Genomic DNA, 24515 nt, shown 5'->3' on the forward strand with positions numbered 1-24515 from the left:
AGATGGCTACTTCCGTCCTGACCCGGCCCCGGCCGAAGCAGACGCCCCGAGCGTCGCGGCCGAGCACGGCGCGGCGACGCGTCGGCGCCACTCCGCGCGCCTTCTACTGGATGGTCGTCCCCGCGGTCGCCGTCTTCGCGCTGCTGCACACCGTCCCGGTACTCATCGGCATCTTCTTCTCCTTCACCAACTACGCAGGCTTCGGCGCGTGGGACTTCGTCGGGTTCGGCAACTTCATCGCCCTGTTCCAGGACGACCGGGTCCTGAAGGCATATGGCTTCACCTTCGGCTTCGCCATCGTCGCCACCATCCTCACCAACGTGATCTCGCTGGCCATCGCGGTCGGACTCAACGCGAAGATCGCGTTCCAGTCCACCTTTCGCGGCATCTTCTTCATCCCCTACGTGCTGGCGATCCTGGTCGTCGGGTACGTCTTCCAGTATTTCTTCGCCAACTCGCTCCCCCGGATCCTGTCGAACGTCCCGGTGTTCCGTGACAACATCCTCACCAACCCGGACTGGGCGTGGACGGCCATCGTCGCCCTCGCGGTCTGGCAGGCCTGCGCGTTCGCGATCATCCTCTACCTGGCCGGTCTGCAGACGATCCCTCAAGAGCTCTACGAGGCATCCGCCATCGACGGGGCCACGCCGGGACGGCAATTCCGGTCGATCACGTTCCCCATGATCAGCGCCTTTTTCACCATCAACATGGTGCTGAGCCTGAAGGGGTTCCTGCAGACCTTCGACCACATCGTCGCCCTCACCGCCGGCGGGCCGGGCACCTCGACCGAATCGATCACCCTACTCATCTTCCGGGGCGGTTTCCAAGGCGGCGAGTTCGCCTACCAGTCCGCCAACGCGGTGCTGTTCGTCATCGTGATCATGCTCGTCTCGTTCCTGCAGTTCCGAGTTCTTCAGCGCAAGGAGGCCGACTTCTAATGGCTATCACCATCGACTCCCCCGCCACGATCGAACCCGCATCCCCCCGGGCGGCCCGTGACCCGCGCGGTGTCCCGCGCATCAACACCAACCGCACCCGGATCAACTGGTGGGCCACCGCGCTGATCGCGGTCTGCGCGATCACCGTACTGGTGCCGCTCTACTTCGCCGTGATCACCGCGCTGAAGTCCCCCGACCAGCTCGGCGGCACCGGGTTCGCGCTCCCCACCAGCGTCCACTGGGAGAACTTCGCCGATGCCTGGACGCTGACCAAATTCCCGCAAGCGCTGATGAACACGGCCCTGATCACCGTCGGCGCCGTCATCCTCACCCTGCTGACGAACTCGCTGGTGGCGTACGCCATCGCCCGCAACCTGCACAAGCCGTTCTTCACGGGCGTCTACTTCTACCTGCTGTCCGCCATTTTCATCCCGTTCCCGATCATCATGCTCCCGGTCGTGAAAGAGACAGCCCTGTTCGGTCTGGACAACCAGGTCGGGTTGATCTTGCTCTACGCGGTGTTCGGGCTCTCGCTCAACGTCTTCATTTACGTCGCGTTCATCAAATCGATCCCGATCGAGCTGGAGGAGGCGGCCTACACCGACGGGGCGACCACCTGGCGGGTGTACTGGCAGATCATCTTCCCCTTGTTGACCCCGATGAACGCGACCGTCGGCATCCTTACCTGCGTCTGGGCGTGGAATGACTTCATCCTGCCTCTCGTCGTGCTCTCCGACCCGGCGGCACGCACCCTGCAACTCTCCCAATTCGTGTTCCAGGGCCAGTTCAACACCAACTACTCGGCCGCGTTCGCCTCATACCTGATGGCCATGGCCCCGCTGCTGATTGTGTACATTTTTGCCCAGCGCTGGGTTATCTCCGGCGTAATGAGAGGATCGATCAAATGACGACACCCGCACCCACGTCCGGGACGACCACCCCCGCGACGGGCGCCTCCTGGTGGACCAGTGCCGTCGTCTATCAGGTGTATCCGCGCAGCTTCGCGGACTCGGACGGCGACGGGATCGGCGACCTCGGCGGCATCCGTTCGAAGCTCGACTACCTCGCCGAGCTCGGCGTGGACGCGGTCTGGCTCTCCCCCATCTACCCGTCACCACAGCATGACAACGGTTACGACATCAGCGACTACCAGGACATCGAACCGGTCTTCGGCAGCTTGGCGGAGTTCGACCTGCTGCTGGCCGAGGCCCACGAGCGCGGCATAAAGATCGTGATGGACCTGGTGGTGAACCACACCAGCGACGAGCACGCCTGGTTCCAGGAATCACGCTCGTCGCTGACGAACCCGAAGCGCGACTGGTACTGGTGGCGGCAGCCCCAGGCCGACGGCGGCCCGCCGAACGGCTGGGGCAGCGCCTTCAGCGGCCCGGCCTGGACGCTCGATCCCGCCACCGACGAGTACTACCTGCACCTGTTCGCCAAGCAGCAGCCCGACCTCAACTGGGAGAACCCCGAGGTGCGTCAGGCCGTCTACGCGATGATGAACTGGTGGCTGGACCGCGGCGTCGACGGCTTCCGGATGGACGTGATCAACTTCATCGCCAAAAGGGTCGAGCTGATCGACGGACCGGCTCCGGCCACCGGCGGCGGCTCGCCGATGGGGGCGCAGATCCATGAGTTCCTGCAGGAGATGCACCGCGAGGTCTTCGACGGCCGCGGAGGGCGGCACCTCACCGTCGGCGAGATGCCGGGCGTGAGCACCGACGACGCCCTGCTGTTCACCGACCCGGCCCGGCGCGAGGTTGACATGATCTTCCAGTTCGAGCATGTGGGCCTCGACCAGGGCGAGCACAAGTTCGACGTGCTGCCTCGCAGCCTGACGGCGCTGAAGAAGAGCCTGTCCCGCTGGCAGGAGGGTCTGGCCGAGACCGGTTGGAACAGCCTCTACCTGAACAACCACGACCAGCCCCGATTGGTGTCGCGCTTCGGCAACGACACCTCCTTGCGCTACGAGTCGGCGACGCTGTGGGCCCTGGTGTTGCACCTGCACCGCGGCACGCCCTACATCTACCAGGGCGAGGAGATCGGCATGACCAACGTGCGGTTCGACTCCATCGACGACTACCGTGACCTCGAATCCCTCAATCACTACCGAGAGGCCGTGGGGGAGTTCGATTTGGACCCCGGCACCGTGCTCGCCGGAGTGCAGACCATGGGCCGCGACAACGCGCGCACGCCCATGCAGTGGGATGCCTCGCCGCAGGCCGGTTTCAGCACCGGCACCCCGTGGTTGGCCGTGAACCCGAACAGCGTCACGGTGAACGTGGCCGCCGACCTCGCCAGCGAGCGGAGTGTGTTCCGCTTCTACCAGCGTCTGATTGCGCTGCGGCATGAGAGCGAGGTGGTCGCCCTCGGCGATTTCACCCTGCTCGAACCCGACCACGACGCGCTCTACGCCTTCACTCGCAGCCGGGGTGACGAGACGCTGCTCGTCGTCGCGAACGCATCCGATGCCCCATTCACCGATCTGCTTCCGTTGGACGTCTCCGGCGCCGATCTGATTCTGGCCAACTATCCGGCCACAACGGATGCCGCCGCACCGTCGTCGAACCCGGTGCTGCGTCCCTGGGAGGCGCGCCTCTACCGGCTGTAGGTCGGCGCAACCCGCTTCGACCGGGGCTCCTCACGGCGCACCAGTGTGAACGCCGTGAGGACGAGGCCGACGATGACACCGAGCACGGCGCCGCTCCCGTTCGCGACCAGATCGCGCGCATCCGGGACCCGGGTCGGCAGGAACTGCTGCGTAAACTCGATTGACCCGGTGAGCAGGACGGCCACGACGATCGCCAGCCACCAGAACCGGCGTCCGAACAGGAGCAGCGGAAACACGCCGATCGGGATGAACATGGCGATGTTGGCCGCGAATTCGACCCGCCCGTAGGTGATCCAGTCGGTGGAGTCGTGCCGGTCGAAGAATCGGAGCGCCCGGAGCAGCAGCTCATTGTTCCCACTGTCGAGCGGCTGCGGCCCGAGCGTCACCCAGCCCACGAACGCCAGATAGGCGAGCGTGACCAGGGACAGGACGGGATGGCGGTGCAGCATGGCTCCATCCTTCCCGATGGATGCTGGGGGTCACCCCAGTGACGGCCCCCGGACCGCGAAAGCGCGCTACTTGCCCAGCGCTGCCTTCTCCTCGGCGAGGAGCTCGTCGCGGAGGGTTTCGTCGAAGACGCGCTTGGCCTCGATACCGACGACGGAGTGACGGCGGCCGTAGAGGAAATACACCGCGATGCCGATCGCGAGCCAGACCGCGAAGCGCACCCAGGTGAGCGTTGTGAGGTTGAGCATCAGCCAGAAGCAGAGCGCGGCCGACAGGATCGGCAGGAAGGGCGAGAACGGCACCTTGAAGGCCCGGGGCAGGTCGGGGCGCTTCTTGCGCAGCACGACCACGGCGATGCTGACCAGCACGAAGGCCGACAGCGTGCCGATGTTGATCATTTCCTCGAGCACGCCCACGTCGGTGAACCCGGCGATCAGGGCGACCGCGGCGCCGGAGATGATCTGCACCCGGGCGGGGGTGCCGCGCTTGGACGAGGTGACACTCAGGCCGCGCGGCAGCAGGCCGTCCCGGCTCATGGCGAAGAGCACGCGGGAGAGGCCGAGGAGCAGCACCATGATCACGGTGGTGAGCCCCACCAGGATGCCGACCGAGATGACCTGGGCAGCCCAGCCGGCGCCGACCGAGATGAACGCCGTCGCGAGTGAGGCATTGGGGTCGTCGGCGAGAACGGTGTACGGCACCATGCCGGTGAGCACGAGGCTGACGCCGAGGTACAGCACCGTGACGATGGCCAGGCCGGCGAAGATGCCGCGCGGCAGGGTCGTCTGCGGGTTTTTGACCTCCTCGGCGCTGGTGGCAACCACGTCGAAGCCGATGAACGCGAAGAAGACCAACGAGGCGCCGGCGAGCAGGCCGAACAGTCCGTACTGGGCCGGCTGGGCGCCGGTCATGAACGAGAAAAGGGACTGCATCCAGACGTCGCCGTCGCCGCCCGCGGAGGGCACGGCCTCGGGGATGAACGGCGTGTAGTTCTTCGGGTTGATGAAGAAGGCACCCACGACGATCACGAACACCACGATCGCCACCTTGAGGATGGTGAAGATGCTGGCGACTCGCGCCGACAGCTTGGTGCCCAGCACCAGCAGAGTGGTGAAGATCGCGACGATCACGAATGCGCCCCAGCTGACCTGCAGTCCGAAGACCGCGATCGTGGCCGGGACATCCCAGTTCCAGAGTTCGAAGACCTCGCTCAGGTAGATGCCCCAGTACTTGGCGATCACGGCCGCGGCGGTCAGCATCTCGAGGATCAGGTCCCAGCCGATGATCCAGGCGAGCAGCTCGCCGAGGGTCGCATAGGTGAAGGTGTACGCCGAGCCGGCCACGGGAACCGCCGAGGCGAACTCCGCGTAACACATGATGGCGAGCGCGCAGGTGACCGCGGCGAGGAGGAACGCCAGGGTGACGGATGGCCCGGCGTAGCTGCCGGCCGCCTTCGCACCGACCGAGAAGATCCCGGCACCGACGGCAACCGCGACGCCCATGATCATGAGGTCCCAGGTGCCCAGCGTGCGCTTGAGGCTGTGCCCCTTCTCGAGGGAGTCGGCCATGGAGGCCTCAATGCTTTTGGTGCGCCAGACGCTCATAACTGGGTGCTTCCGTTCCGTTGGGTACCGGTCAATGCTAGGCCCCCGCCGGGCTTTCCCGACGCCGGACCCCGCAGACCCAGGGGCCGCACCCCCTAGCATTGGACGGTGCCCACCGCCCTCCGCCACTCCCCCGGGGCGCGGGTCGGCCTGTCGATCGCGGTGGCCACCGGCCTCTACGGCATCTCGTTCGGCGCCCTGTCGGTGTCGTCGGGGCTCGACATCTGGCAGACCTCGGCGCTGAGTCTGCTCCTGTTCTCCGGAGGCTCCCAGTTCGCGTTCATCGGGGTGATCGCCGGCGGCGGCAGCGGTGCGGCAGCCGCCAGCGCGGCGGCGCTCCTCGGCATCCGTAACGCGGTGTATGGGATGCAGTTGAACGCCCTGCTGCACCCTCGTGGCTGGCGCCGCTTCGCCGCCGCCCAGGTCACCATCGACGAATCGCTTGCCACGAGCACCGGACAGACCGTGCTCGTGGAGCAGAAGCGGGGGTTCTGGGTCGCCGGTCTCGGCATCTTCGTGCTGTGGAACATATTCACCCTGATCGGGGCGCTCGCGGGCGACGCCGTGGGCGACCCGAAACAGTGGGGCCTCGACGGTGCGGCGGTCGCGGCGTTCCTCGGGCTGCTCTGGCCGCGGCTGCGGTCGAAGGAGGCCGGGGCGATCGCCGCGGTCTGCGCGCTGGCCACCGTACTGACCGTGCCGTTCGTTTTTCCGGGCGCGCCCATCCTCGTGGCGGCTGTCGTCGCCGGGGCCATCGGCTGGTTCGGTTTTCGGCACGGGCCGGCCGGCGAGGGTCTCGAGCCCGACGTCGACCCCTATCCCGGTCCACCCGACGCACCCGGTTCGACGGATGCGCAGGCTCCCCGATGAGCGTCTGGTTCTGGATCCTCGTGGCCTGCGCGGCGGCGTTCCTCACGAAGCTGCTCGGCTATCTCGTGCCGCAGAAGTGGGTCACCAACGCGCGCATCGCCCGCGTCGCCGGCAGCCTCACGATCGGCCTGCTGGCTTCCCTGACGGTCGCGAACACCGTGGCCACCGGCCAGGACCTCGTCGTCGACGCCCGGCTCGGGGCTCTCGTCGCCGCGGCGATTGCGCTCTGGTTCAAGGCCCCGTTCCTGGCGGTGGTCATCGTGGGCGCGGCAACGGCCGCCGGGCTCCGGCTGCTCGGTCTGGGTTGAGGGTTTCGGGCGCCAACGGGGGCGGTAGGGTTTTTCCAACGGCAATGCGTCCGTCGACGTTTTTCGATGAAGAAGAAAAGAGTGTGTGATGTCCGGGAAATATGAACTCTACGCGGAACGATCCGGCGGATATCAGTTTCGGCTGAAGGCCAACAACGGCGAAGTGATCGCGACCTCCGAAAGCTATCATTCCAAGGCGGAGGCCCTCAAGGGCATCGAGGCGCTGAAGGCCCACGTCAAGTCGCACGTGGTCGACATGACGGAACCGGACGCCTGAACGGGCCTCGCTTCTGCCGGGTGAGTCCCCGAACCCCCGCCCGCGACGCCATCCCGCCCACGGCTGTGAGGGCGCACTCGTCTAGACCGCCGCGAGTTCCTCGGTCGCGAGTTGCTCTCCGGTGAAGAGCTCGGCGGCGAGCAGTTCCAGCGTGCGCGCACGTCCGGGTGAGGTCGCCGCGTCGGCGCCCGTGTGAGCGGAGGCGATCGGCTGCAGCATGACCTCATCGACCCCGAACTGTGCCGCGAGGACACGGATGCGCGCGGCCGCGGCGCCGGGCTCGTCGATGATCCAGGCCGCGGCCATCCGTTCGATCATCTGGAGCAGCGCCGGCGCCATCGGTGCGGCGGCGGCCTCTTCGACCGTCGCGAGCGGGCCGAGCGGCAGGCCCGAGCGCAGGCGCGCCATCTGCTGCATCTGCGGCAGGGCAAGCGCGAGGGCCTCGTCCCCGGTCTCGGCGACCGACACGTTCAGGGTGAGGATGGTGCGGGGGGCGTCGAGGGTCTCGCTGGGGGTGAACCCGCGACGGTACAGCTCGAGGGCCGCTGTGGTGCCGTCGCCGGCGAAGTGGTTGGCGAACACGTAGGGCATGCCCTGCCGGGCGGCGAGCCGGGCCGAGTAGTCGCTGGAGCCAAGCAGCCAGATTTCGGGCATCCCGGTGGCGGCGGGAGTCGCGTGCAGGGTGTAGTCCTGACCGGAGGTGAGGCTGAGCGAGGCTCCGTCGGGGTGCAGCAGCGCCGCGATGTCGGCGATGTTGCGCGGAAACGCGTCGACGTCGCTCACGGCTCCGCTCGAACGCAGCAGTGCGGTGATCATCGGGTCGCTGCCGGGCGCACGGCCCAGCCCCAGGTCGATGCGCCCGGGGAAGGCCGCCTCGAGGATGCCGAACTGCTCGGCGATCACGAGCGGAGAGTGGTTGGGCAGCATGACGCCCCCGGAGCCGACCCGGATGCGTTCGGTCTGCGCCGCGAGGATACCGATCAGCACGGGTGGGTTCGTCGACGCGACCGCCTGCATGTTGTGGTGCTCCGCGACCCAGTATCGGGTGTAGCCGAGCCGGTCCGCGCTCTGGGCGAGGTGCACGGCTGCCGCGACCGCCTCAGCGGAGCTCTGCGAGGTGCGGACGGGGATCAAATCGAGCACGGACAGGCTCAGCGCGGAGGTAGACATCGGTGGGGAAAACCGCGCCGGGTCCGGAGATATTCCCGGTCCCCCGCCCCGGACACACGAAACGGGCCGCCACCCGGAAGGTGACGGCCCGTTTGTAAGAAGATCGCGGTGTCTTCGAAAAATGCCTTAGCGGCGCAGTCCGAGGCTGCCGATCAGCGTGCGGTACCGAGTGATGTCGACATCCGACAGGTAACCGAGCAGACGACGGCGCTGACCAACCATGAGAAGCAGACCACGACGCGAGTGGTGGTCGTGCTTGTGCTCTTTCAGGTGCTCCGTGAGGTCCAGGATGCGCTGCGTGAGCATGGCAATCTGAACTTCGGGGGACCCGGTGTCGCCTGGGTGGGTAGCGTACTTTTCGATGATCGCCTTCTTTGCATTAGCTTCGAGTGCCATAGATGGGATCCCCTTTCTCTCACTGCGCGGTGCCCGGGGCCGAATGCCTGGGCTCTCTTGATCCGCGGCCGTCAAACGGCAACCGTCCGAGTTTAGCAGAGTCCGGGAGGTCGGTCGGAGCAGCACGACCCCGTCGCGCATCTCGTCGCTCATCCATTCGCGGTGGTCAGCTTCGCGCGGCGTCGAGCAGGGTCTTGTCTCCGAGGTCGGACTGGCCGCGGGCCTTGATCCCCTCGGTTGCGGCCCGGAGCATCGCCACCACATCGGCACCGGTCCGCTCCTCCGTGCCCGACACCGCGGCGGCCGTGCGGGCGATGCTGTAGACACCGCATTCGGTGTCGAACAGGGCTGAGCGGGTCATCGGCTCTCCGGGTCGGGGGCCGGGTGGTCGGGGGTACTGAGGATGGTGGCGAAATCGGACAGGTCGACGAAGAATTCCGGCTCCAGACCCAGCGGGTCGCGCAGCGTCACGGTGGTGGGGCCGCCGGGGTCCCCGAGCGACGACACCACCAGGGCCGCCCCGGTGAAATCCTCGTCCGCGGTGTAACCGCTGATCGTGATCACGGTGCGGAGGCCCGCGGCGAGCGCCGACCGGAGGCCGTTCGCACTGTCCTCGACGACCACGGCGTCGGCGGCGGCGATCCCGAGTTCCCGTAGGGCATGCAGGTAGATGTCCGGGGCCGGCTTCTTCCGGTCCACGATGTCGCCGGCGAAGACCCGGAACTGCGCGGCCAGCTCGGGCCCGATTGTGTGCGTGAGCACGGCACGCACGGATTTCTCGGGCGAGGTGGAGGCCACGGCGAGGATCCAGCCGGCGCCCGCGGCCTGGGCGGCGAGTCGACGGATGCCCGGGCGGGCCGTCAGCGCGCCGCTCGCCACCCGCTCGGTGTAGATCGCGCTCTTGCGCCGGTGCCAGCCGGCGACGGCCGAGTCGAGGGCCGCGGGGTCGTCCGCCGGCAGACCGAGCACGCCGGCGACCTCCGGGGTGAGGATGCTGCGCATCCGCTCCTTTCCTCCCCCGATCGTCACCTTTTGGACGTAATCGGAGTCGCTCCACTGCACGGGCACCGAGAATTCCTCGAAGGTCTGGTTGAAGGCCGGCAGGTGGCCGGCGCGTTCGGTGTCAGCCAGCACGCCGTCGCAGTCGAAGATGAGAGCGGGCATCGCCTCAGGCCTTCCTCGCGTCGACGATGGCGGCGAAGGCTCGGTCGTCGGCTGCTCTCAGCGGTGAAATCGCCACCTGTGCCTCCCCGGTCAGATGCCGATTATCGTAGGCTCGCCACCCCGAGCCGACAATGGGGCCGGCCTAGGCGGGCTTCGCCGGCTGAGGCCGGTGCCGGATGGAGAACTTCGCCCGCTGGGTGATCGACTGATCCGGCCTGTCCCAAACCTTGATCATCGCCCAGCCCACCGCGACGAGCGGGACCGCCAGAACGGCCCCGGCGAGACCACCGAGGATGGTGCCCGCGGTCAAAGCGACGAGGATCACCAACGGATGCAGTTTCAACGCCCCCGCCATCACCACGGGGTTGAGCAGGTCACCCTCGATCTGGTTGACCACGATCACGATGGCCACAACGATCAGCGCCACGAGCGGCCCATTGGCCACCAACGCCACGAGGGCAGCCAGGATGCCCGCGATGGTCGCCCCGATCAGCGGGATGAACGCGGTGAGGAACACGATCACAGCCAGCGGCAGGGCCAGCGGAACTTGCAGGATGGCCAGCCCGACGCCGATCAGAACGGCGTCGAAGAGGGCGATGATCGCCGTTCCCCGCACGTACTGGCCGAGAACCGTCGGGGTGACGTCTCCGATCCGGTGGGCGCGCTCGAGGCTCTCGCCGTGCAGGAAACGTAGGAAAAAGTTCCAGATCTGGCCGCCGTCTTTGAGGAAGAAGAACAGGATCACCAGCACGAGCAGGGCTCCGGTGACCAGCTCCACCGCGGCGGACACCCCGGCGAGCGCCCCCGTGCCGAATTGTGCGCTCGTGACGAAACCCACGATCGCATCACGCACCGCGTTGAACTGCTCAGAGTCGAGCGCAATCGGGCCCTCGACCAGCAGCCCCTGGAGTTCGTCGAGCCCGTCGCTGGCCGCCACCACCAGCGCACCCCACTGGTTGCGCACCGCGAAGACGATGAGCGTGACGATGCCGCCGAGGATGAGTGCCCCTGCCAGCAGGGTGATCCAGGTCGCGAGAATGACCGGGAGGCCCCGCGTGCGCAGCCAGCCGACCAGCGGCGCCAGCGCCGATGCCAGGATGAGCGCCACGAGAACGGGGATGACCACGAGTTTCACCTGCACCAGAGCGGAGACGGCGCCGGCGGCCAGCACGACCACGACGATGATCTGGGTGGAGCGGATGGCCCACCGGCCGAGCCGACTGGTCAGTAGGGTTTGCAGGGACGGGGATGAGGGGTCGTCGGCGCGCATGCTGACACCATAGGCACCTGTGCAGCATCGGTATACGGGCCGTCCAGGCCGAGTGCCTCTCAACCGATTCGGCCGGTACTCCGGCCCTTTCATCCGCCGCAGCCGGTTCAAAGTCGGGTTTGTCGCAGCGCAGCAGCAGAGAGCGGTCCATGCGCAGTTCGCTGCCGCGCTGGTCGAGCAGGGTCAGCTCGGCGGCCGTGCGCGGCATCCCGACGCTGACCAACCCGTTGAGGATGCCGTCCCGCGTCACCGTCTTCACGGAGCGGCCATGCTCGGGGTCGGCACGGTGATCTCCCTGCGCACTCTGGGCATGATCGATACCGTTATCAAGCACGGCTTCCGCATCGACGTCCAGGGTCTATGGCGCCGTCGGGTCGGTACCGATCGGGTCGGCCGCCGCCGGATCGACCAGCACGACCGGCGTCGGCTCGGGCCGCTCCGCCTGCGCGGCGTCGTCCGACTCCGCGCGGGCGTGCTCCACCGGATGCTTGCGACGCCACAGCTTCCACCGGCGCTGCTCTCCCTCGGAGAGGGCGGCGGTGATCCGCTCGTCCATCTGGTCGCCAAAGTGATCGTCGAAGTTCTCTTCCAGGTGCTCGGTGACGTTCTTCTTGATCCGCCGGGACAGCTCTTCCCGGCGCTGGCGGCGTTCGAGGCGCACCAGCACCTGATGCTCCTCCTGGAACGCCTTGTAGGTGGCCACACACATGCCGATCATGACCACGCTGACCGGGATGGCAGTCAGGATGGCTCCGGTCTGCAGGGCCGCGAGCCCACCGGCCAGCAGGAGTGCGATCGCGACGAGTCCGCCGAGACCGGCCCAGAGGATGCGGCTCCACTTGGGCGGGTTGGTGTCTCCGCCGGAGGCGAGCATGTCGATGACAAGCGAACCGGAGTCCGCCGAGGTGATAAAGAAGATGGCCACCACGATCACGGCGATCACCGACAGAATGCCGCCGCCCGGCAGGCCGGAGAGGAAGTCGAAGAGCACATTCTCGGGGATGATGCCGACCTCCGGGTCGAACAGTCCGCCACCATCGCCGCCGAAGGCCTGCTTGATGGCGCTACCGCCCATGACCGCGAACCAGGCGAAGGTCACCAGGGTCGGCACCAGCAGGACGCCCGCCACGAACTCGCGCACCGTGCGGCCGCGGGAGATCCGGGCGATGAAGACGCCGACGAACGGCGCCCACGAGATCCACCAGCCCCAGTAGAAGACGGTCCACGCACCCTGCCAGTCGAGGCCGGCCTGGCCGGTGAAAGAACCCGCATCGAACGTGAGCCCGACGACGCCCTGCAGGTAGCCCCCGATCGATTCGACGAAGACGCGCAGCAGGTAGAGCGTGGGGCCGAGAAGCAGCACGGCCACGAGCAACAGCCCGGCCATGCCGAGGTTGATATTCGACAGCCACTTGATGCCCTTGCCCACTCCGCTGACGACGGAGGCCGTTGCGATCAGGGTGATCAGGACGATAAGCACCACGAGCAAGGTGTTGTCGACCTCTTTTACAACGCCCAGGTGGCGGAGGCCGGCGGCGATCTGCTTGACGCCCAGCCCGAGGGAGGTGGCGACACCGAAGAGGGTACCGACGATCGCGATCACGTCGATGGCGTCGCCGAGGCGACCGCGCACCCGGTCGCCCAGGAGCGGTTCCAGGGCCCAGCGGATCGAGACGGGGCGTCCCTTGCGGTGGATGGCGTAGGCCAGCGACAGCCCGACCACGGCGTAGATGGCCCAGGCGTGAAAGCCCCAGTGCAGAAACGTCTGCGACATGGCCGCCGCGGCCAGGTCCTGGCTGCTGCCCGTGACGCCGGGCTTCGGGCTGGTGAAGTGGGTGAGCGGCTCGGCAGTGCCCCAGAATACGAGGCCGATGCCCATGCCGGCGGCGAAGAGCATCGAGAACCAGGACATCAGCCCGAACTCGGGCACGTCGTCGTCCTGGCCGAGCTTGATGTCACCGAACCGGCTCATGCCCATCCATGTGGCGAAAACCACGAACGCGGCGACGATGATGATGTAATACGGGCCCAGGCCGGCCACGACCCAGCCCTGCAGCAGGGCGAGGGTGTCGCCCGTGCGGGTGGGGAAGGCAATGGCGATCACGACGATGGCCAGGATGATGATCAGGGCCGGGAAGAAGACCCGGGGGGCCGGAACGATCTTGCCGCCGATGCGGTGGCGGGAATGGTCCGGGACTCGAGCGTCGGGGCGGCCCGGTGGGGAGAATGGTGCGGTCACGTCGTGCCTTCTGAATCGGGAGCATGGACCGCCGCCATCGTGATTGGGCAGGCGCGGATCGGAGACTGTGTCAGCACCTCGTCGACGAGGCCTGAAGCGAGACCGGGACCCGGTTCCAGAATGGAGGGGGGATGCCCGGTGCGGATCGTTTATTTTAGCTCATTTGGGCCGGCTCTGCGGGGTCGGTTCTTCTCAGATTAGTTTCCGAATTAGGCGCGCTGCCGGCTGATCACGGCCGCGGCCCGGTGCAGAACGGCTTCCGTTCCGGCGTAGATGCCGGCCGCTCGCGGCCAGTGGCTGATCACGTCGGTGAAGCCGAGTTCGCCGGCCCGACCTACGGCATCCTCGAACGCTCCGATGCTCTGCAGGGAGTAGCTGCCGCCGCTGTCGAGGGACAGGTACCGGTCGATGGTGGCCGGCTCCCTGCCCGCGACGACTGCCGTGTCCTCCAGCCGGTGCGTCAGGCCGGCTACCGCCGCCCACCAGTCCTCGCCCACGACGCCGTCCGCTCCCGTCGTCACCCAGCCGGAACCGAACGTCGTGACGAGGCGCAGCCCTTTGGGCCCGTTCGCGGCGATGACGAACGGAACCCGCGGCTTCTGGGCAGGCACACCGACCATTCGCGCGCCGACCGCCCTCGCCCACTCCCCCTCGAAGCTGATGCCGCCGCTGCCCGGTTCCTCATGGCGCAGCAGCCGGTCGAGGGCCGTGACGAACGCGGCGAAGCGCTCGGACCGCTGCTTCGGGGTGTACTCGGGCTGCCCGAGCACGGTGGCGTCGAACCCGGTTCCGCCGGAGCCCACCCCGAGCAGGAATCGCCCGCCGGCAATGTCGTCGAGGGTGGCGATCTCCTTGGCGAAGGTCACCGGATGCCGGAAGTTCGGTGACGAGACGAAGGTACCCAGCCGGATCCGCGTGGTGACGACCGCCGCGGCAGTCAGCGTCGGGACGGTCGCATGCCAGGGCTGGTCGGCCAACGACCGCCAGGACAGGTGGTCGTAGGTCCAGGCGTGGTCGAAGCCGAGCTGCTCAGCGCCCTGCCAGCGACGGCGGGCCTCCGGCCACGAATCCTGCGGGAGTATGACGATTCCGAAGCGCATGCTGAGAGTCTACGGAAGCCCTCTCACCGGCACCTTCTCGCTCGGCGCGCACGGTGCTATTAATGGTGCTCGACCGGCGTTCCTCAATTTTCAGGCAGCGGGTCGGCTGCTGATGACACCAGACCCCCGCGGCGGCACCCGGCCCACGTTCCGGATGCCGCCGCGGGCCTTCGCTCGGGTCTCAGGGTCGCGGCACACGGGCTGATCAAGAATTTCTGTGGTGCGCGTCACCGCCGAGTGCCACACTCGACCCATGACAGGCTCATCGCACGGCTTCTCCCGGTGCACTATCGTGCCGCCGTATCTGCTGGTGCGGCTGGCGCGGGTCGACGATCCCCGGCTCGCGACCGCGGCCGAGGCAGCCAGACGGTCTCTGATGCGGGACGTGCCGATCCGGGAATTGCGCGCGGCGGCGCATCCGACGCCCTCGTCGTCGGTCCACTCCGGTGTGCGCGGCGGTGCGGCCGCTCGGGTTCGCGGGCACGTGGACCGGGCCGTGTCGGATGCCGGCGGCCTGGAACGACTGCCGGGCCGGCTGGTCCGCCGCGAGGGCCAGCCCGCCGGGGCCGATCTCGCGGTCAATGAGGCCTGGGCGGGGCTCGGAGACACGCATTCCCTGTTCTGGAACGTGTTCGAGCGCGACTCGATCGATGACCGCGGTGTGTCGCTGGAGGCGACCGTGCACTACGGCCGCAACTACGACAACGCGTTCTGGGACGGCGAGCGTATGGTGTTCGGCGATGGCGACGGCCTGGTCTTCAACCGTTTCACCTCGTCGCTGACGGTGATCGGGCATGAGCTCACGCACGGAGTGACCCAATTCACGGCCAACCTCACCTACGAGGGGCAATCAGGTGCGATCAACGAGTCCCTGTCGGACGTGTTCGGCTCACTGGTGGAGCAGCACTCCCTGGGCCAGTCAACTGCCGAGGCCGGCTGGCTGATCGGCGAAGGTCTCTTCACCGACCAGGTGCAGGGGGTCGCGCTGCGCTCGCTGAAGGCTCCCGGCACCGCCTACAACGACGATGTACTCGGCAAGGACCCCCAGCCCGCGGACATGACCGGCTACATCGAAACCGAGGACGACAACGGCGGGGTGCACCTGAATTCGGGCATTCCGAACCGGGCGTTCTACCTCGTGGCCACAGCTCTCGGCGGAAACGCCTGGGAGACGGCCGGCCAGATCTGGTTCGACACCCTCACCTCTGGCACGCTGGGCCGCACCGTGGACTTCGCCGGGTTCGCGCGGGCGACCTCGCGGGCGGCGGTCACGCGCCACGGCGCCGGGTCCCGAGAACACGAGGCCGTGATCGCCGGCTGGACCGCCGTCGGCCTCGGCGGCGGGCTCGGCACCGGATCCCGGCCCCGGTCCGGCACGAGACCAGGAACCGGCGTCCGTCGCGCCACCGTCGTTCCTGCCCCTCGGCCGGAGTAATGTCGGCCCCATGAAGGTCGTCGTTTCGCGCAGCGGTGGCTTCGCCGGCATCCGCACCACCTGGGAGGTCCAGGTGGAGGAACAACCCGATCGGTCCGCCTGGACGGAACTTCTCCGTGGGCTGCCCTGGGACGAGGTGTCCGCGACTGCTCCGCAGCCGGACCGCTACGTCTACCGCATCCGTTGCGCACCCCACGAGGTCGTGCTCGGCGAGCAGCAGGTCTCTGGGCCGTGGAAAGATCTTATTGACCGGGTCAGAGGCGTGAACGAAGGGCGTTGACCCGTTCCTCGTCGTTCGCACCCGAGAATGCCCTGTTAGAGTTGCCCTAATAAGGGGGCCTCCATCGCAAATCTGCCGGCTGTTACAACTTCACGTACATTCTTTCGCTCGACGGCACTGAACCGTTCGATTGTTCTGGCCCTCGGCCTCCTCCTCTCGGCCTTCGTCCTGACCGCTTCGCCGGCGGTTCCCGCCTCGGCTGCTGCGGTCGACGGCACCGTCGAACAGTGCAACGATGTCGCCGGAGTCGGCGGCGGCACCGGCGCCGTCGAATGCAGCGTCACGGTCGACAATTATCTCAATCTGGCCACCGGCGCGACAAGGTCGACCACCAGCACCGTCGTCAGCATCCACGCGGCAAACACCGAGGTGGAGCCCCCCGCAGCGACGGTCGTGAACTCTTCCAAGCTGATCCACACAATCACCCAGTGCAACGGCTCGATCAACGTCGGCGGCGGTAACACTATCTGCACGGTGACCGTGAACAACCACATCACCGGTGCGACCACGGCAACCCCAGCCACGGTCAACCAGTGCGTCGGCTCCGGAGCCAGCACGGAACTCGACTGCGTGCCCCTTGAGAACACCACCGGCGCGACCGTCACGCAGTGCAACAACGCCGGGAACGGCGGCGGCGCCGATGTGCACTGCCGGGTGAATCCCTCGGCAACGGTGACGACAGACATTCCCGTCACCATCAACCAGTGCAACTATTCCAGCAACGGTGGCGGCTCGACCGTGGAGTGCGCGACCGAACTCAACACGATCGCGCTCCCGGCCGAGGTCACGCCGACGCAGACACCGACCGAGACCCCGACCCCGACCCCGACCGAGACGGCCCTCCCGATCGCCGCCGACACGATCACGGCCGCTCCCGAGCTGGCCGCGACCGGCGTCGACTCGGCTCCCTTGCTGATCTCCGTGGCCGTCGGCACTCTGCTCCTCGGACTCGGCGCGCTCCTCGCTCTGCGACGCACCGTCGAACGCGTCCGTCGGGACTGATCCGACTCGCTGTCAGGCCGAAACGCGCCCACCGCCCCTCGGGGAACGGTGGGCGCGTTTTTCGTTTCCGGCACCTGCTCGCGCCGGACCGGACCGCGTGGGACTATGAGTCATGGAAACCAACGACCTGTATGCGGTTCAGAACCTCAGCGAGGACGACTGCTGGGATCTCCTGATCTCGTCCAGTTTCGGAAGACTCGCGATGAGCATTTCCGGTGAGCCGGACATCTACCCGGTGAACTTCGTCTCCGCAGACCGGCGGCTCGTTTTCCGCACGGCCGAGGGCACGAAGCTCCTCGAGCTCACGGTGAACAACCGGGTCGCCTTCGAGATCGACGGCATCGGCCGTAGCGAGGCGTGGAGCGTCGTGGTGCGAGGCGAGGCCCGAGCTCTCGACAAGCAAGCCGAGATCGAGGCCGCGGATCAACTGCCGCTGCGCCCGCTCATCCCGACCCTGAAGTACATCTACGTCGAGATAACGCCGACCAGGATCACAGGCCGCCGGTTCCAGCTCGGCCCGGAACCCGACCGGTACTAGAAGCCTGACTCACGCACCGGACTCCAGCGTCGTTCTGATCACGGGGACCTCCTCCGGTATCGGACTCCACGCCGCCATCGCCGCGGCCCGCGCCGGCCACACGGTGGTAGCCACCATGCGCAACCTCGAGGGCACCCGCGCTCTGCGGGACGCGGCCGCCGACGCGGAGGTGAGTCTCGACATCCGTCGCCTGGACGTGACTGAACCGCAGGCGGCCATGGATGCCGTGGCCGGGACCATCGACCGGCACGGCCGGCTGGACGCGCTCATCAACAACGCCGGGTCGGGGAGGCTCGGCACCATCGAGAACGAAACGGTCGACGACGTTCGCGCCGTGATGGAGGTGAACTTCTTCGGGGTGGTTGCCCTCACACGGGCCGCGCTCCCTCTTCTTCGGGGCAGCAGGGGCCGGCTGATCACCGTCTCGAGCGTGGGTGGAGCCATCGGGCAGCCCTTCAACGAGGCGTATTGTGCGGCGAAGTTCGCGGTGGAGGGATTCATGGAGAGCCTGGCCCCGGTTGCCGCCACGGCCGGTGTGTGGGTGACGGTGGTCGAACCCGGCGCCGTGGCATCCTCGTTCGTCGCCAACGTCGGCCGCGACCTCAACCAATCCGGCCTGGCCAACGACCCGTACGCCGCGGCACTGGAGGCGTACCTGGCCCGCGCAGCGTCATCCTTCGGCTCGGCCCAGTCGGCCCGGAGCGCCGGCGAGATCGTCGCCGCCCTGCTCGACGGCGACCGCCCCCCGTTTCGGGTGCAGACCTCGGAGGCGGCGCGCCAGTTCGTGGGGGCCAAGCTCGCCGACCTCGACGGCGGAGTCGTGCAGCGGATGACGGCGACCTGGCTGGCCTGACGTCGGTCCCCGGCTGATGAACGTGCGCCCGGTCGGCGAGGTCCACGTCAGCGTGCCGTACGGCAGGTGCACGTAACTCCACCGGGTCTCGGACTTGAGCGCATGGTCGACCGGGCACAGATGCGCGAGGTTGTCGTGCGCGGTGATCCCGTCGAACTAGCACCCCGGACTCCGGATGGGTCAGGATTCGGATGAAGCCGGGTGCCCGAGCGGCGATCTCGCGGGCGGTGTCGGGGTCGATCGGCCCGTACCCCTCGAGGTGGCCGGGTTCCTCGAGGTGGCCGGGTTCCTCGAAGTGGCCGAGGAGCGTCATCACCGGGACGGTGACGTGCACCGAGCCGCGGATGCCCTGGCCGACGCCATTCGCGGTGACCCCATTGAGGATGAGGTCTTCGAACACGTCCGCCCGCAGTTGGGTCAGCGTACGGGTCTCGTTCGGGCCCTGCAGGCTCATCCCCATCACGGTGAGGCGGTCGTACCCGGCCTTCATTTTCTCCGCCGTGGCGTATCAGTGGAGCGACGCCGTTCCGTCGGTCTCCGGCTCGAAGATCACCGTGCGGTCCCCACCGACTTCTGGTGCCGGGCCGTGATCGCCTGCGCCTGCCGGTAGGTGATCGACCCATCCTGCAGGGCCGCCCGGGTGCCGGTTAGTTCATTCATCAGGGTGCGGCTCTCGGCAAGGGGGGTCGGCCGAACGCACGGGCAACCGCAGGGTGTGCTCACTGTAGGAGGGCTTCATGAGACTCACGTTACGGCTGACCACTGACATTCCGTGCTCCAGATCGGCACCCATCAGCACGCATCCGTGTCACGTAACTTCGGAGTTTTTCGCAACACGCCGTCCTGGTGGGCTGGGGTGACCCAGTGTTTCCGGACAGTCCTCCTGACTTCGGGATTGGATAGACAAATGGAACACGAGAAACACCAACACTTCAGCCCGGAGTTTCGGGCTGCCGCGGTGGCCCGCGTCGCGGAGGGCGACAAATCGATCGTGAAAGTCGCCGCAGCGCTCGGGATCAACCACCGGACTCTGTGGACTTGGGTCAACGCCGCGAGGCTGAAGACCATCGATCCTGCTGGTGAGCTCACGCCGCAAGCCCGGAAACGGATCCGGGACCTGGAGAAGGAAAACGCCCTGCTGCGGAGGGATCTCGACTTCGAGAAAAAAGCGAAGGCCCTCTTCCTGGAACTCGATCAAAACGACAACGGTTCGAAATGATCTCCCGGATGAAGGCCGACTTCCCCATCACCTACCTCTGCCGCCGGCTCAGAGTATCAACATCAGGGTTCTCCGACTGGTCGCACCACGTCACCGCGCCCGCGCAGAGGCGGCATGAAGACCTCACCGCGCAGGTGATGATCGCGTTCGCCGAGTCCAAGAGCGCGGCAGAACGCGCCTTCACGATCCGCTACCAGCGGGCCTCCCGACTGGCCGACCCGGTCGATCTGCTCCTGCGGGACTTCACCTCGCTGAGCGTCGGCACGATCCTCGTCGGTGATATCACCTACATCCACACCCAGGAAGGCTGGCTCTATCTCGCCACCGTCATCGACCTAGCCTCCCGCTCCATGGGCGCGAAGATGCAGTGTTGGGACAACGCCGCCGCCGAAACGTTCTTCTCCAAACTCACGAGCGAAAGCCTCAACTGGCAAACCTTCACGACACGGCGCAAGGCCCGCACCGAAGTCATCAACTACATTCACCACTTCAACACCGTTCGCCTGCACCAAACTCTCGGCTACTCAACACCCACCGAACGCCTCATCAAACTCACACTCGCCGCCTAAAATGAAACCAAGGACCCCGTCCGAAAAGACCGGGTCGCCCCAGGCCGGTTGCCCGGCGCGTTCCGAAAAACTTCGGAGCTAGCGACGGTGACGAACGCCGATGGGCGGATTCGAGGGCCCGGTCACCGGGTCTCGGCAGGCTCGGCCACCGGCGGAGCCGGTGAGAGAGTGGGTGTTCAGGCGAGGGAGTCGGCGGACAGGCTGATCAGACGCAGGAGCGCGTTGCCGTAGGCATCCGCGGGGTCGGCGGCGTCGAAGAATTCCGGCGTGCCGTTCAGCTCCACCGTCACCCGGTAGCTGTCCTCGCCCTGACGGGTGAGCGAACGGAACGTGCTCCGCAACAGATCGCGCAGCTGGTCCTCACGCGGCATCCACAGGGCATCCTCGAGGGCCAGTGAATCGAGGGCCCACTCGGTGGTGCCGTTGAACCCGAGGATCGTTCCCGTGTCGAACTCGTGCGGCTCGATCGTCATGTCACTGACCGTGAACACGTCGCTTTCGAAGCCGGAGCGCTCGATGCGGAAGGCGTCACCGGAAACAGGACGCCACTGCAGCCCGGCTTCGGCCAGGGCCCGCGCACTATCGATTGAGATCATGAAGACGACTCCGCCCACTAGCGTTGTGAAGAGAACTATATTCCCGGAGGACCGGCGTGACGCGAACGGTGAACTTGACGGTGCATGTGAAGCCCGGTAGCCGGAAGGGACCGCTGGTCTCCGGGGGAGGGCCGGGTCGGGAGCCGGGCGACGACGCGCCCCGTGCTCCGACGGATGCCGCGCTCACCGTGTTCTTGCAGCAGCGGGCTGTTGAGGGGGCCGCCAACGATGCGCTGGTGAAGCTGCTGGCCAAGCACTTCGGCGTGTCCAAGAGCGCGGTGACCATCGTGCGCGGCCACACCTCCCGGATCAAGCACGTGCGAATCGAACACGATTCGTAGCGATGCGCGACTCGCACGTGCTTCCGGCACTGCGGATTTCTAGCGGGTTCCGAGCAGGTCGATCACGAAGATCAGGGTCTGGCCGGAGAGCTGGTGTCCTCCGCCGGCCGGTCCGTAGGCCAGGTGCGGAGGGACGACCAGCTTGCGGCGTCCGCCGACCTTCATGCCGGGGATGCCCTGCTGCCAGCCCGCGATGAGCTGAGCAAGCGGGAAGTTGATCGACTGCCCGCGGCTCCAGGAGGAGTCGAATTCGTCTCCGGTGTCGTAGGCGACGCCGAGGTAGTGCACGTTGACGGTGGCGCCGGGGGTTGCTTTGGCTCCCTCGCCCACCACGATGTCGGTGATGGTCAGTTCGGTAGGCGCGGGGCCCTCAGGAGCGTCGAGTTCGGGCTTGATGTTTTGATCAGTCATTCCTCTATCCAATCGGATTGCGCGCTCGCCCGCACACCGAAAATTCCCCCTTGCGCGAACGCGGCCGTCGGGCGCACCATGGGAACAGAACTCGCCGCTCCGGGAGAGTCGTCGGCACTGCCACACCACCGGGGCGGCGAGTCCCTGTGCGTCAGGGCATCAGCGTCCGGTGATCACGCCGGCACGGTCGCGCTGGATCAGCCCCAGCAGCTCCGTTTCGTCGGCCCGGTCGACGTTCGCGGCCGTGCCGTTCACCATGCGTTGACGGGCGAAAGCGAGGCGGGTGGAGTTGTGGATGAAGTGGTGCATGGCCCGTTTCCGGGTGTGGGGCTGCCGCGCGGCCCAGGATCGAGCCTGCCGACGGCCATCGCGGGTGGCGAGCATGCCCACCTCGGCCGGGCTGAACCAGCCGGCCGCGGCATACTCGCTCAGCCGGAGCACGGTGACGCGTTCTTCCTGGCGCCGCAGCAGCACGACAACCATGATCGCGCCGAGGAACAAAGGCACCTGCACGGCGAGGTAGTACGCCACCAGCGAGCCACTCTCGACCAGGTAGAACGCCCCGTTCCAGACGAAGTGCAGAAAGATCGCCGAGACGAATCCGAGCAGAATCGTGGCAAAGGCCAGGAACGGCCGGTACCGGACCGCCAGCCCGCACGCCAAGCCGATGCAGGCGGTGAACAAGACATGGGCGAAGGGCGACAACACCCCCCGCACCAGGAACGTGAAGCCCAGGTTCTCGGCGCCGCCCTCCATCATCGCCACACCGAAATATTGGATATTTTCGGTGAAGGCGAATCCGGCGGCGATCGTCGCGGCATAGACCACGCCATCGACCGGGCCGTCGAATCTGCGACGCAGCACCCAGAAGAGCAGCAGCACCCCCGCGCCCTTGGCAGCCTCCTCGACGAGGGGCGCCTGGAAGACGGCGGCGGCGAAACCGTCATCCGTTTCGATGGCTCCGGCGCCGGCCCGGGCCAGCTGCACGCCGAGGTCGAAGAGCAGCGCCGTCACGATGGAGACGCCGGCGCCCCAGAGAAACGCGAACCAGAGGGCCGGGCGGGGTTCGGGCTCCCACCGATCGATCCAGCCCACGGCGAGCAAAATCCCGATCAGCGGGATGAGCGCCAGGATGAGGCCGACCAGCAGTGTGCCGGCACCGAGGAAGGTGGCCAGGTAGACGAACACCAGCAGCAGCGCGGCGCCCCCGATGACGAGGCCGGCGACCGTGAGCGTGACGATGCCCGCCCGGGTGCGACGAACGGGGGCGGTCCAGACGGGCTGCACGGGCTGGGCCGCGGGCTGCACCGGGGCAGGCTGGGCTGCGGGCTGGGTTCCGGCCGGATGAGAATGGGCGGCGGCGGCGGAGTGCTCCGGGGTCGGCTCGTGGGTCATGCCCAACAGACTAGCGGCGCGCTCACGCCTCGAACATGGTGCCCGGGTTGAGGATGCCCAACGGGTCGAACGCCGCCTTGATCCGACGCTGCAAGGCGAAGCCCGTGTCGCCGAGCTCCTCGGCCAGCCAGCGCCGCTTGAGCACGCCGACCCCGTGCTCGCCGGTGAGCGTGCCGCCGAGTTCGAGCGCGGCACGGAAGAGCTCGTCGGCCGCCAGCCAGACCGCCTCCGGCACGACCGGCTCCGCGCCGCCCCGGGCCGGATCGAACGGGATCAGGAAATTGGGGTGCAGATTGCCGTCTCCGGCGTGGGCCACCGTGGGGATGGGCAGGCCCGTGCGGGCGCTGATCTCAGCAATCCGGGCGAACATCTCGGCCAGCCGGGAGCGGGGCACGCAGACATCCTCGATCAGAACCTCGCCGTGGGCGGCCAGCGCCGGGTGCGCGGCCCGCCGCACGGCCAGCAGTCGATCGGCGGATTCGGCGTCGGTGGAGACGCGCACCTCCCCGCCCGCAGCCAGCAGCACGGCCACCACCTGGTCCGCCTCCGCCTGGCTCCCCGGTCCATCCGTCTGCACCAGAAGGAACGCTCTCCCGGCCGGAACTCCCTCGAACAGGTTCGGCCCGAGGTACGCCACGATCAGGGCCAGAGCCACCGGGTCGATGAGTTCCATCACGGCCGGGCGCAGCCGGGCCGCCGTGACGAGACCGGATGCCGCGGCCGCCTGGGCCACGTCGGGGAACGTCGCGCCGATCGTGACGGTCTCGCCCAGGGTGATGGCGCGCGCCCGCACGGTGGCCTCGACGATCACGCCGAGGGTGCCCTCCGAGCCGGTGAGCAGCGCGGTCAAATCGTAGCCGGTGACGCCCTTGACGGTGCGGTGCCCGATCTCCAGCAGGCTCCCGTCGGCGAGCACCACCGTCAACGCCAGCACCGCCTCCCGGGTGACGCCGTACTTCGCGCAGAGCAGCCCACCCGCGTTGGTGGCGATGTTGCCGCCGACCGAGGAGATCGCCCGGCTTGCCGGGTCCGGCGTGAACCACAGCCCGTGCGCGGAGAGGGCCATGTTGAGGTCGCCGTTGAGCACGCCCGGCTCGACCACGGCCAGTTCATCCTCCGGGCGGATCTCGAGGATACGGTTCATCCGTTCCAGGCTCAGCACAATGGCGCCGTCCGTGCCGCACGCTCCCCCGGCAAGGCCCGTTCCGGCTCCGCGGGTGATCACCGGCACGCGAAACTCGGTCGCGATGCGCAGCGTGGCCTGCACCTGGTCGACGGATGCGGCGTAGACGACCGCCAGCGGCATCCCTGGGGCAACCCAGCCCGATTTGTCGCCCCGAACGGCCGCGAGCCGGCGCGGATCGACGCTGACGTGGGTGCCGAGTTCGGCCTGCAGACGCTCCAGTGCGGTCATACGCCCAGAGTACCGGGCCGGGTGCCGGAGGGCAGGCCCGAACGCAGGCCGGCATGGCCCGCGGC

29 protein-coding genes and 1 pseudogene are annotated in these 24515 nt (G+C 67.5%); 15 read left to right on the plus strand and 15 right to left on the minus strand.

Annotated features, from left to right (window positions below; all coding sequences use genetic code 11):
- Positions 1-2: 2 nt before the first annotated feature.
- From E3O18_RS15605 to E3O18_RS15615, 3 genes are read left to right on the plus strand one after another with little or no spacing between them, the layout of a single operon-like run.
- Positions 3-938 (plus strand): sugar ABC transporter permease, encoded by a 936-nt coding sequence (locus tag E3O18_RS15605; protein ID WP_134394701.1) that lies wholly within the window; start codon positions 3-5, stop codon positions 936-938.
- A complete protein-coding gene (locus E3O18_RS15610) occupies positions 938-1846 on the plus strand; it encodes a carbohydrate ABC transporter permease (protein WP_134394703.1) in 909 nt (302 codons plus the stop codon). Before E3O18_RS15605 ends, E3O18_RS15610 begins: the two co-directional genes overlap by 1 nt.
- Positions 1843-3552 carry an alpha-glucosidase gene (locus tag E3O18_RS15615; protein ID WP_134418468.1) on the plus strand — a complete coding sequence of 570 codons (1710 nt, stop codon included), beginning with the start codon at positions 1843-1845 and terminating at the stop codon, positions 3550-3552. The genes E3O18_RS15610 and E3O18_RS15615 overlap by 4 nt, the downstream gene beginning before the upstream one ends.
- On the opposite strand, the gene E3O18_RS15620 is transcribed toward E3O18_RS15615, so the two are convergent.
- Both E3O18_RS15620 and E3O18_RS15625 read right to left on the minus strand, forming a co-directional pair.
- The gene (locus E3O18_RS15620) at positions 3540-4001 is read right to left on the minus strand and encodes a VanZ family protein (protein ID WP_134418470.1); all 462 of its coding nucleotides are present in this window, start codon (positions 3999-4001) and stop codon (positions 3540-3542) included. The two genes, E3O18_RS15615 and E3O18_RS15620, sit on opposite strands and share 13 nt — an antisense overlap.
- Positions 4002-4067: 66 nt before the next feature.
- Positions 4068-5603 carry an amino acid permease gene (locus tag E3O18_RS15625; RefSeq protein WP_134394709.1) on the minus strand — a complete coding sequence of 512 codons (1536 nt, stop codon included), beginning with the start codon at positions 5601-5603 and terminating at the stop codon, positions 4068-4070.
- 108 nt (positions 5604-5711) lie between these two features.
- On the opposite strand from E3O18_RS15625, the gene E3O18_RS15630 reads away from it, so the two are divergent.
- The 3 genes from E3O18_RS15630 to E3O18_RS15640 all read left to right on the plus strand — a co-directional run bounded on the left by E3O18_RS15630 (position 5712) and on the right by E3O18_RS15640 (position 7058).
- On the plus strand, positions 5712-6473 hold the full coding sequence (locus E3O18_RS15630; protein WP_134418471.1) for an AzlC family ABC transporter permease: 762 nt from the start codon (positions 5712-5714) through the stop codon (positions 6471-6473).
- Positions 6470-6781: an AzlD domain-containing protein gene (locus E3O18_RS15635; protein WP_134394712.1), complete on the plus strand. Its 312-nt coding sequence runs from the start codon at positions 6470-6472 to the stop codon at positions 6779-6781. The genes E3O18_RS15630 and E3O18_RS15635 overlap by 4 nt, the downstream gene beginning before the upstream one ends.
- Positions 6782-6869: 88 nt before the next feature.
- Complete coding sequence (locus tag E3O18_RS15640; protein WP_104101102.1) at positions 6870-7058, plus strand: DUF1508 domain-containing protein; 189 nt, start codon at positions 6870-6872, stop codon at positions 7056-7058.
- An 81-nt stretch (positions 7059-7139) separates the two neighbouring features.
- Here the strand turns inward: E3O18_RS15640 and E3O18_RS15645 are convergent, their stop codons facing one another.
- The 8 genes and pseudogenes from E3O18_RS15645 to E3O18_RS15680 all read right to left on the minus strand — a co-directional run bounded on the left by E3O18_RS15645 (position 7140) and on the right by E3O18_RS15680 (position 14397).
- Positions 7140-8228, minus strand: coding sequence for an LLM class flavin-dependent oxidoreductase (locus E3O18_RS15645; protein WP_134418472.1), 1089 nt, complete (start codon positions 8226-8228; stop codon positions 7140-7142).
- A gap of 126 nt (positions 8229-8354) precedes the next feature.
- Positions 8355-8624, minus strand: coding sequence for a 30S ribosomal protein S15 (gene rpsO / locus E3O18_RS15650; protein ID WP_104101100.1), 270 nt, complete (start codon positions 8622-8624; stop codon positions 8355-8357).
- Between the two features lie 166 nt (positions 8625-8790).
- A complete protein-coding gene (locus E3O18_RS16370; RefSeq protein WP_198410616.1) occupies positions 8791-8985 on the minus strand; it encodes a DAK2 domain-containing protein in 195 nt (64 codons plus the stop codon).
- Positions 8982-9788, minus strand: a complete 807-nt coding sequence (locus tag E3O18_RS15660; protein WP_134418473.1) for an HAD-IA family hydrolase — start codon at positions 9786-9788, stop codon at positions 8982-8984. Before E3O18_RS15660 ends, E3O18_RS16370 begins: the two co-directional genes overlap by 4 nt.
- 142 nt (positions 9789-9930) lie before the next feature.
- On the minus strand, positions 9931-11058 hold the full coding sequence (locus tag E3O18_RS15665; RefSeq protein ID WP_134394718.1) for an AI-2E family transporter: 1128 nt from the start codon (positions 11056-11058) through the stop codon (positions 9931-9933).
- A gap of 112 nt (positions 11059-11170) precedes the next feature.
- Positions 11171-11341: pseudogene (locus E3O18_RS16680) on the minus strand (NAD(P)/FAD-dependent oxidoreductase); the annotation flags it as partial.
- Positions 11342-11416: 75 nt separating this feature from the next.
- Positions 11417-13297 carry a BCCT family transporter gene (locus tag E3O18_RS15675; protein WP_134394720.1) on the minus strand — a complete coding sequence of 627 codons (1881 nt, stop codon included), beginning with the start codon at positions 13295-13297 and terminating at the stop codon, positions 11417-11419.
- A gap of 209 nt (positions 13298-13506) precedes the next feature.
- Positions 13507-14397 carry an LLM class flavin-dependent oxidoreductase gene (locus tag E3O18_RS15680; RefSeq protein WP_134418474.1) on the minus strand — a complete coding sequence of 297 codons (891 nt, stop codon included), beginning with the start codon at positions 14395-14397 and terminating at the stop codon, positions 13507-13509.
- 253 nt (positions 14398-14650) lie between these two features.
- On the opposite strand from E3O18_RS15680, the gene E3O18_RS15685 reads away from it, so the two are divergent.
- Positions 14651-15832 (plus strand): M4 family metallopeptidase, encoded by a 1182-nt coding sequence (locus tag E3O18_RS15685; RefSeq protein ID WP_134394724.1) that lies wholly within the window; start codon positions 14651-14653, stop codon positions 15830-15832.
- 10 nt (positions 15833-15842) lie between these two features.
- Positions 15843-16112 (plus strand): protealysin inhibitor emfourin, encoded by a 270-nt coding sequence (locus tag E3O18_RS15690; RefSeq protein WP_134394726.1) that lies wholly within the window; start codon positions 15843-15845, stop codon positions 16110-16112.
- A 293-nt stretch (positions 16113-16405) separates the two neighbouring features.
- Here the strand turns inward: E3O18_RS15690 and E3O18_RS15695 are convergent, their stop codons facing one another.
- A complete protein-coding gene (locus tag E3O18_RS15695; RefSeq protein WP_134394728.1) occupies positions 16406-16798 on the minus strand; it encodes a hypothetical protein in 393 nt (130 codons plus the stop codon).
- Between E3O18_RS15695 and E3O18_RS16210 the strand changes: the two genes are divergently transcribed.
- The 6 genes from E3O18_RS16210 (at position 16785) to E3O18_RS15725 (ending at position 20293) form a co-directional block, all read left to right on the plus strand.
- Entirely contained in the window at positions 16785-17114 is a 330-nt protein-coding gene (locus tag E3O18_RS16210) for an LPXTG cell wall anchor domain-containing protein (protein WP_166784949.1), read from the plus strand. The two genes, E3O18_RS15695 and E3O18_RS16210, sit on opposite strands and share 14 nt — an antisense overlap.
- 112 nt (positions 17115-17226) lie before the next feature.
- Positions 17227-17652: a pyridoxamine 5'-phosphate oxidase family protein gene (locus E3O18_RS15705; protein ID WP_134394732.1), complete on the plus strand. Its 426-nt coding sequence runs from the start codon at positions 17227-17229 to the stop codon at positions 17650-17652.
- Positions 17653-17689: 37 nt separating this feature from the next.
- Positions 17690-18505 (plus strand): SDR family NAD(P)-dependent oxidoreductase, encoded by an 816-nt coding sequence (locus E3O18_RS15710; RefSeq protein WP_255570057.1) that lies wholly within the window; start codon positions 17690-17692, stop codon positions 18503-18505.
- A 175-nt stretch (positions 18506-18680) separates the two neighbouring features.
- Positions 18681-19115 (plus strand): hypothetical protein, encoded by a 435-nt coding sequence (locus E3O18_RS15715; protein ID WP_134394736.1) that lies wholly within the window; start codon positions 18681-18683, stop codon positions 19113-19115.
- Between the two features lie 297 nt (positions 19116-19412).
- Complete coding sequence (locus E3O18_RS15720) at positions 19413-19724, plus strand: transposase (RefSeq protein ID WP_134394738.1); 312 nt, start codon at positions 19413-19415, stop codon at positions 19722-19724.
- 8 nt (positions 19725-19732) lie between these two features.
- The gene (locus E3O18_RS15725) at positions 19733-20293 is read left to right on the plus strand and encodes an integrase core domain-containing protein (protein WP_134418477.1); all 561 of its coding nucleotides are present in this window, start codon (positions 19733-19735) and stop codon (positions 20291-20293) included.
- A gap of 176 nt (positions 20294-20469) precedes the next feature.
- On the opposite strand, the gene E3O18_RS15730 is transcribed toward E3O18_RS15725, so the two are convergent.
- Positions 20470-20889 carry a hypothetical protein gene (locus tag E3O18_RS15730; protein ID WP_134394742.1) on the minus strand — a complete coding sequence of 140 codons (420 nt, stop codon included), beginning with the start codon at positions 20887-20889 and terminating at the stop codon, positions 20470-20472.
- A 56-nt stretch (positions 20890-20945) separates the two neighbouring features.
- Between E3O18_RS15730 and E3O18_RS15735 the strand changes: the two genes are divergently transcribed.
- Complete coding sequence (locus tag E3O18_RS15735) at positions 20946-21230, plus strand: DUF167 domain-containing protein (protein ID WP_241976653.1); 285 nt, start codon at positions 20946-20948, stop codon at positions 21228-21230.
- A gap of 39 nt (positions 21231-21269) precedes the next feature.
- Here the strand turns inward: E3O18_RS15735 and E3O18_RS15740 are convergent, their stop codons facing one another.
- From E3O18_RS15740 to E3O18_RS15750, 3 genes are all read right to left on the minus strand, one after another.
- Entirely contained in the window at positions 21270-21641 is a 372-nt protein-coding gene (locus tag E3O18_RS15740; protein WP_134418478.1) for an FKBP-type peptidyl-prolyl cis-trans isomerase, read from the minus strand.
- Between the two features lie 159 nt (positions 21642-21800).
- Complete coding sequence (locus tag E3O18_RS15745; protein WP_134394746.1) at positions 21801-23036, minus strand: PrsW family intramembrane metalloprotease; 1236 nt, start codon at positions 23034-23036, stop codon at positions 21801-21803.
- 22 nt (positions 23037-23058) lie between these two features.
- Positions 23059-24450 (minus strand): FAD-linked oxidase C-terminal domain-containing protein, encoded by a 1392-nt coding sequence (locus E3O18_RS15750; RefSeq protein WP_134418479.1) that lies wholly within the window; start codon positions 24448-24450, stop codon positions 23059-23061.
- Positions 24451-24515 lie beyond the last annotated feature (65 nt).

The organism is Cryobacterium sp. TMT2-42-4 (assembly GCF_004402645.1).
GTDB classification, from domain to species: Bacteria; Actinomycetota; Actinomycetes; order Actinomycetales; family Microbacteriaceae; genus Cryobacterium; species Cryobacterium sandaracinum.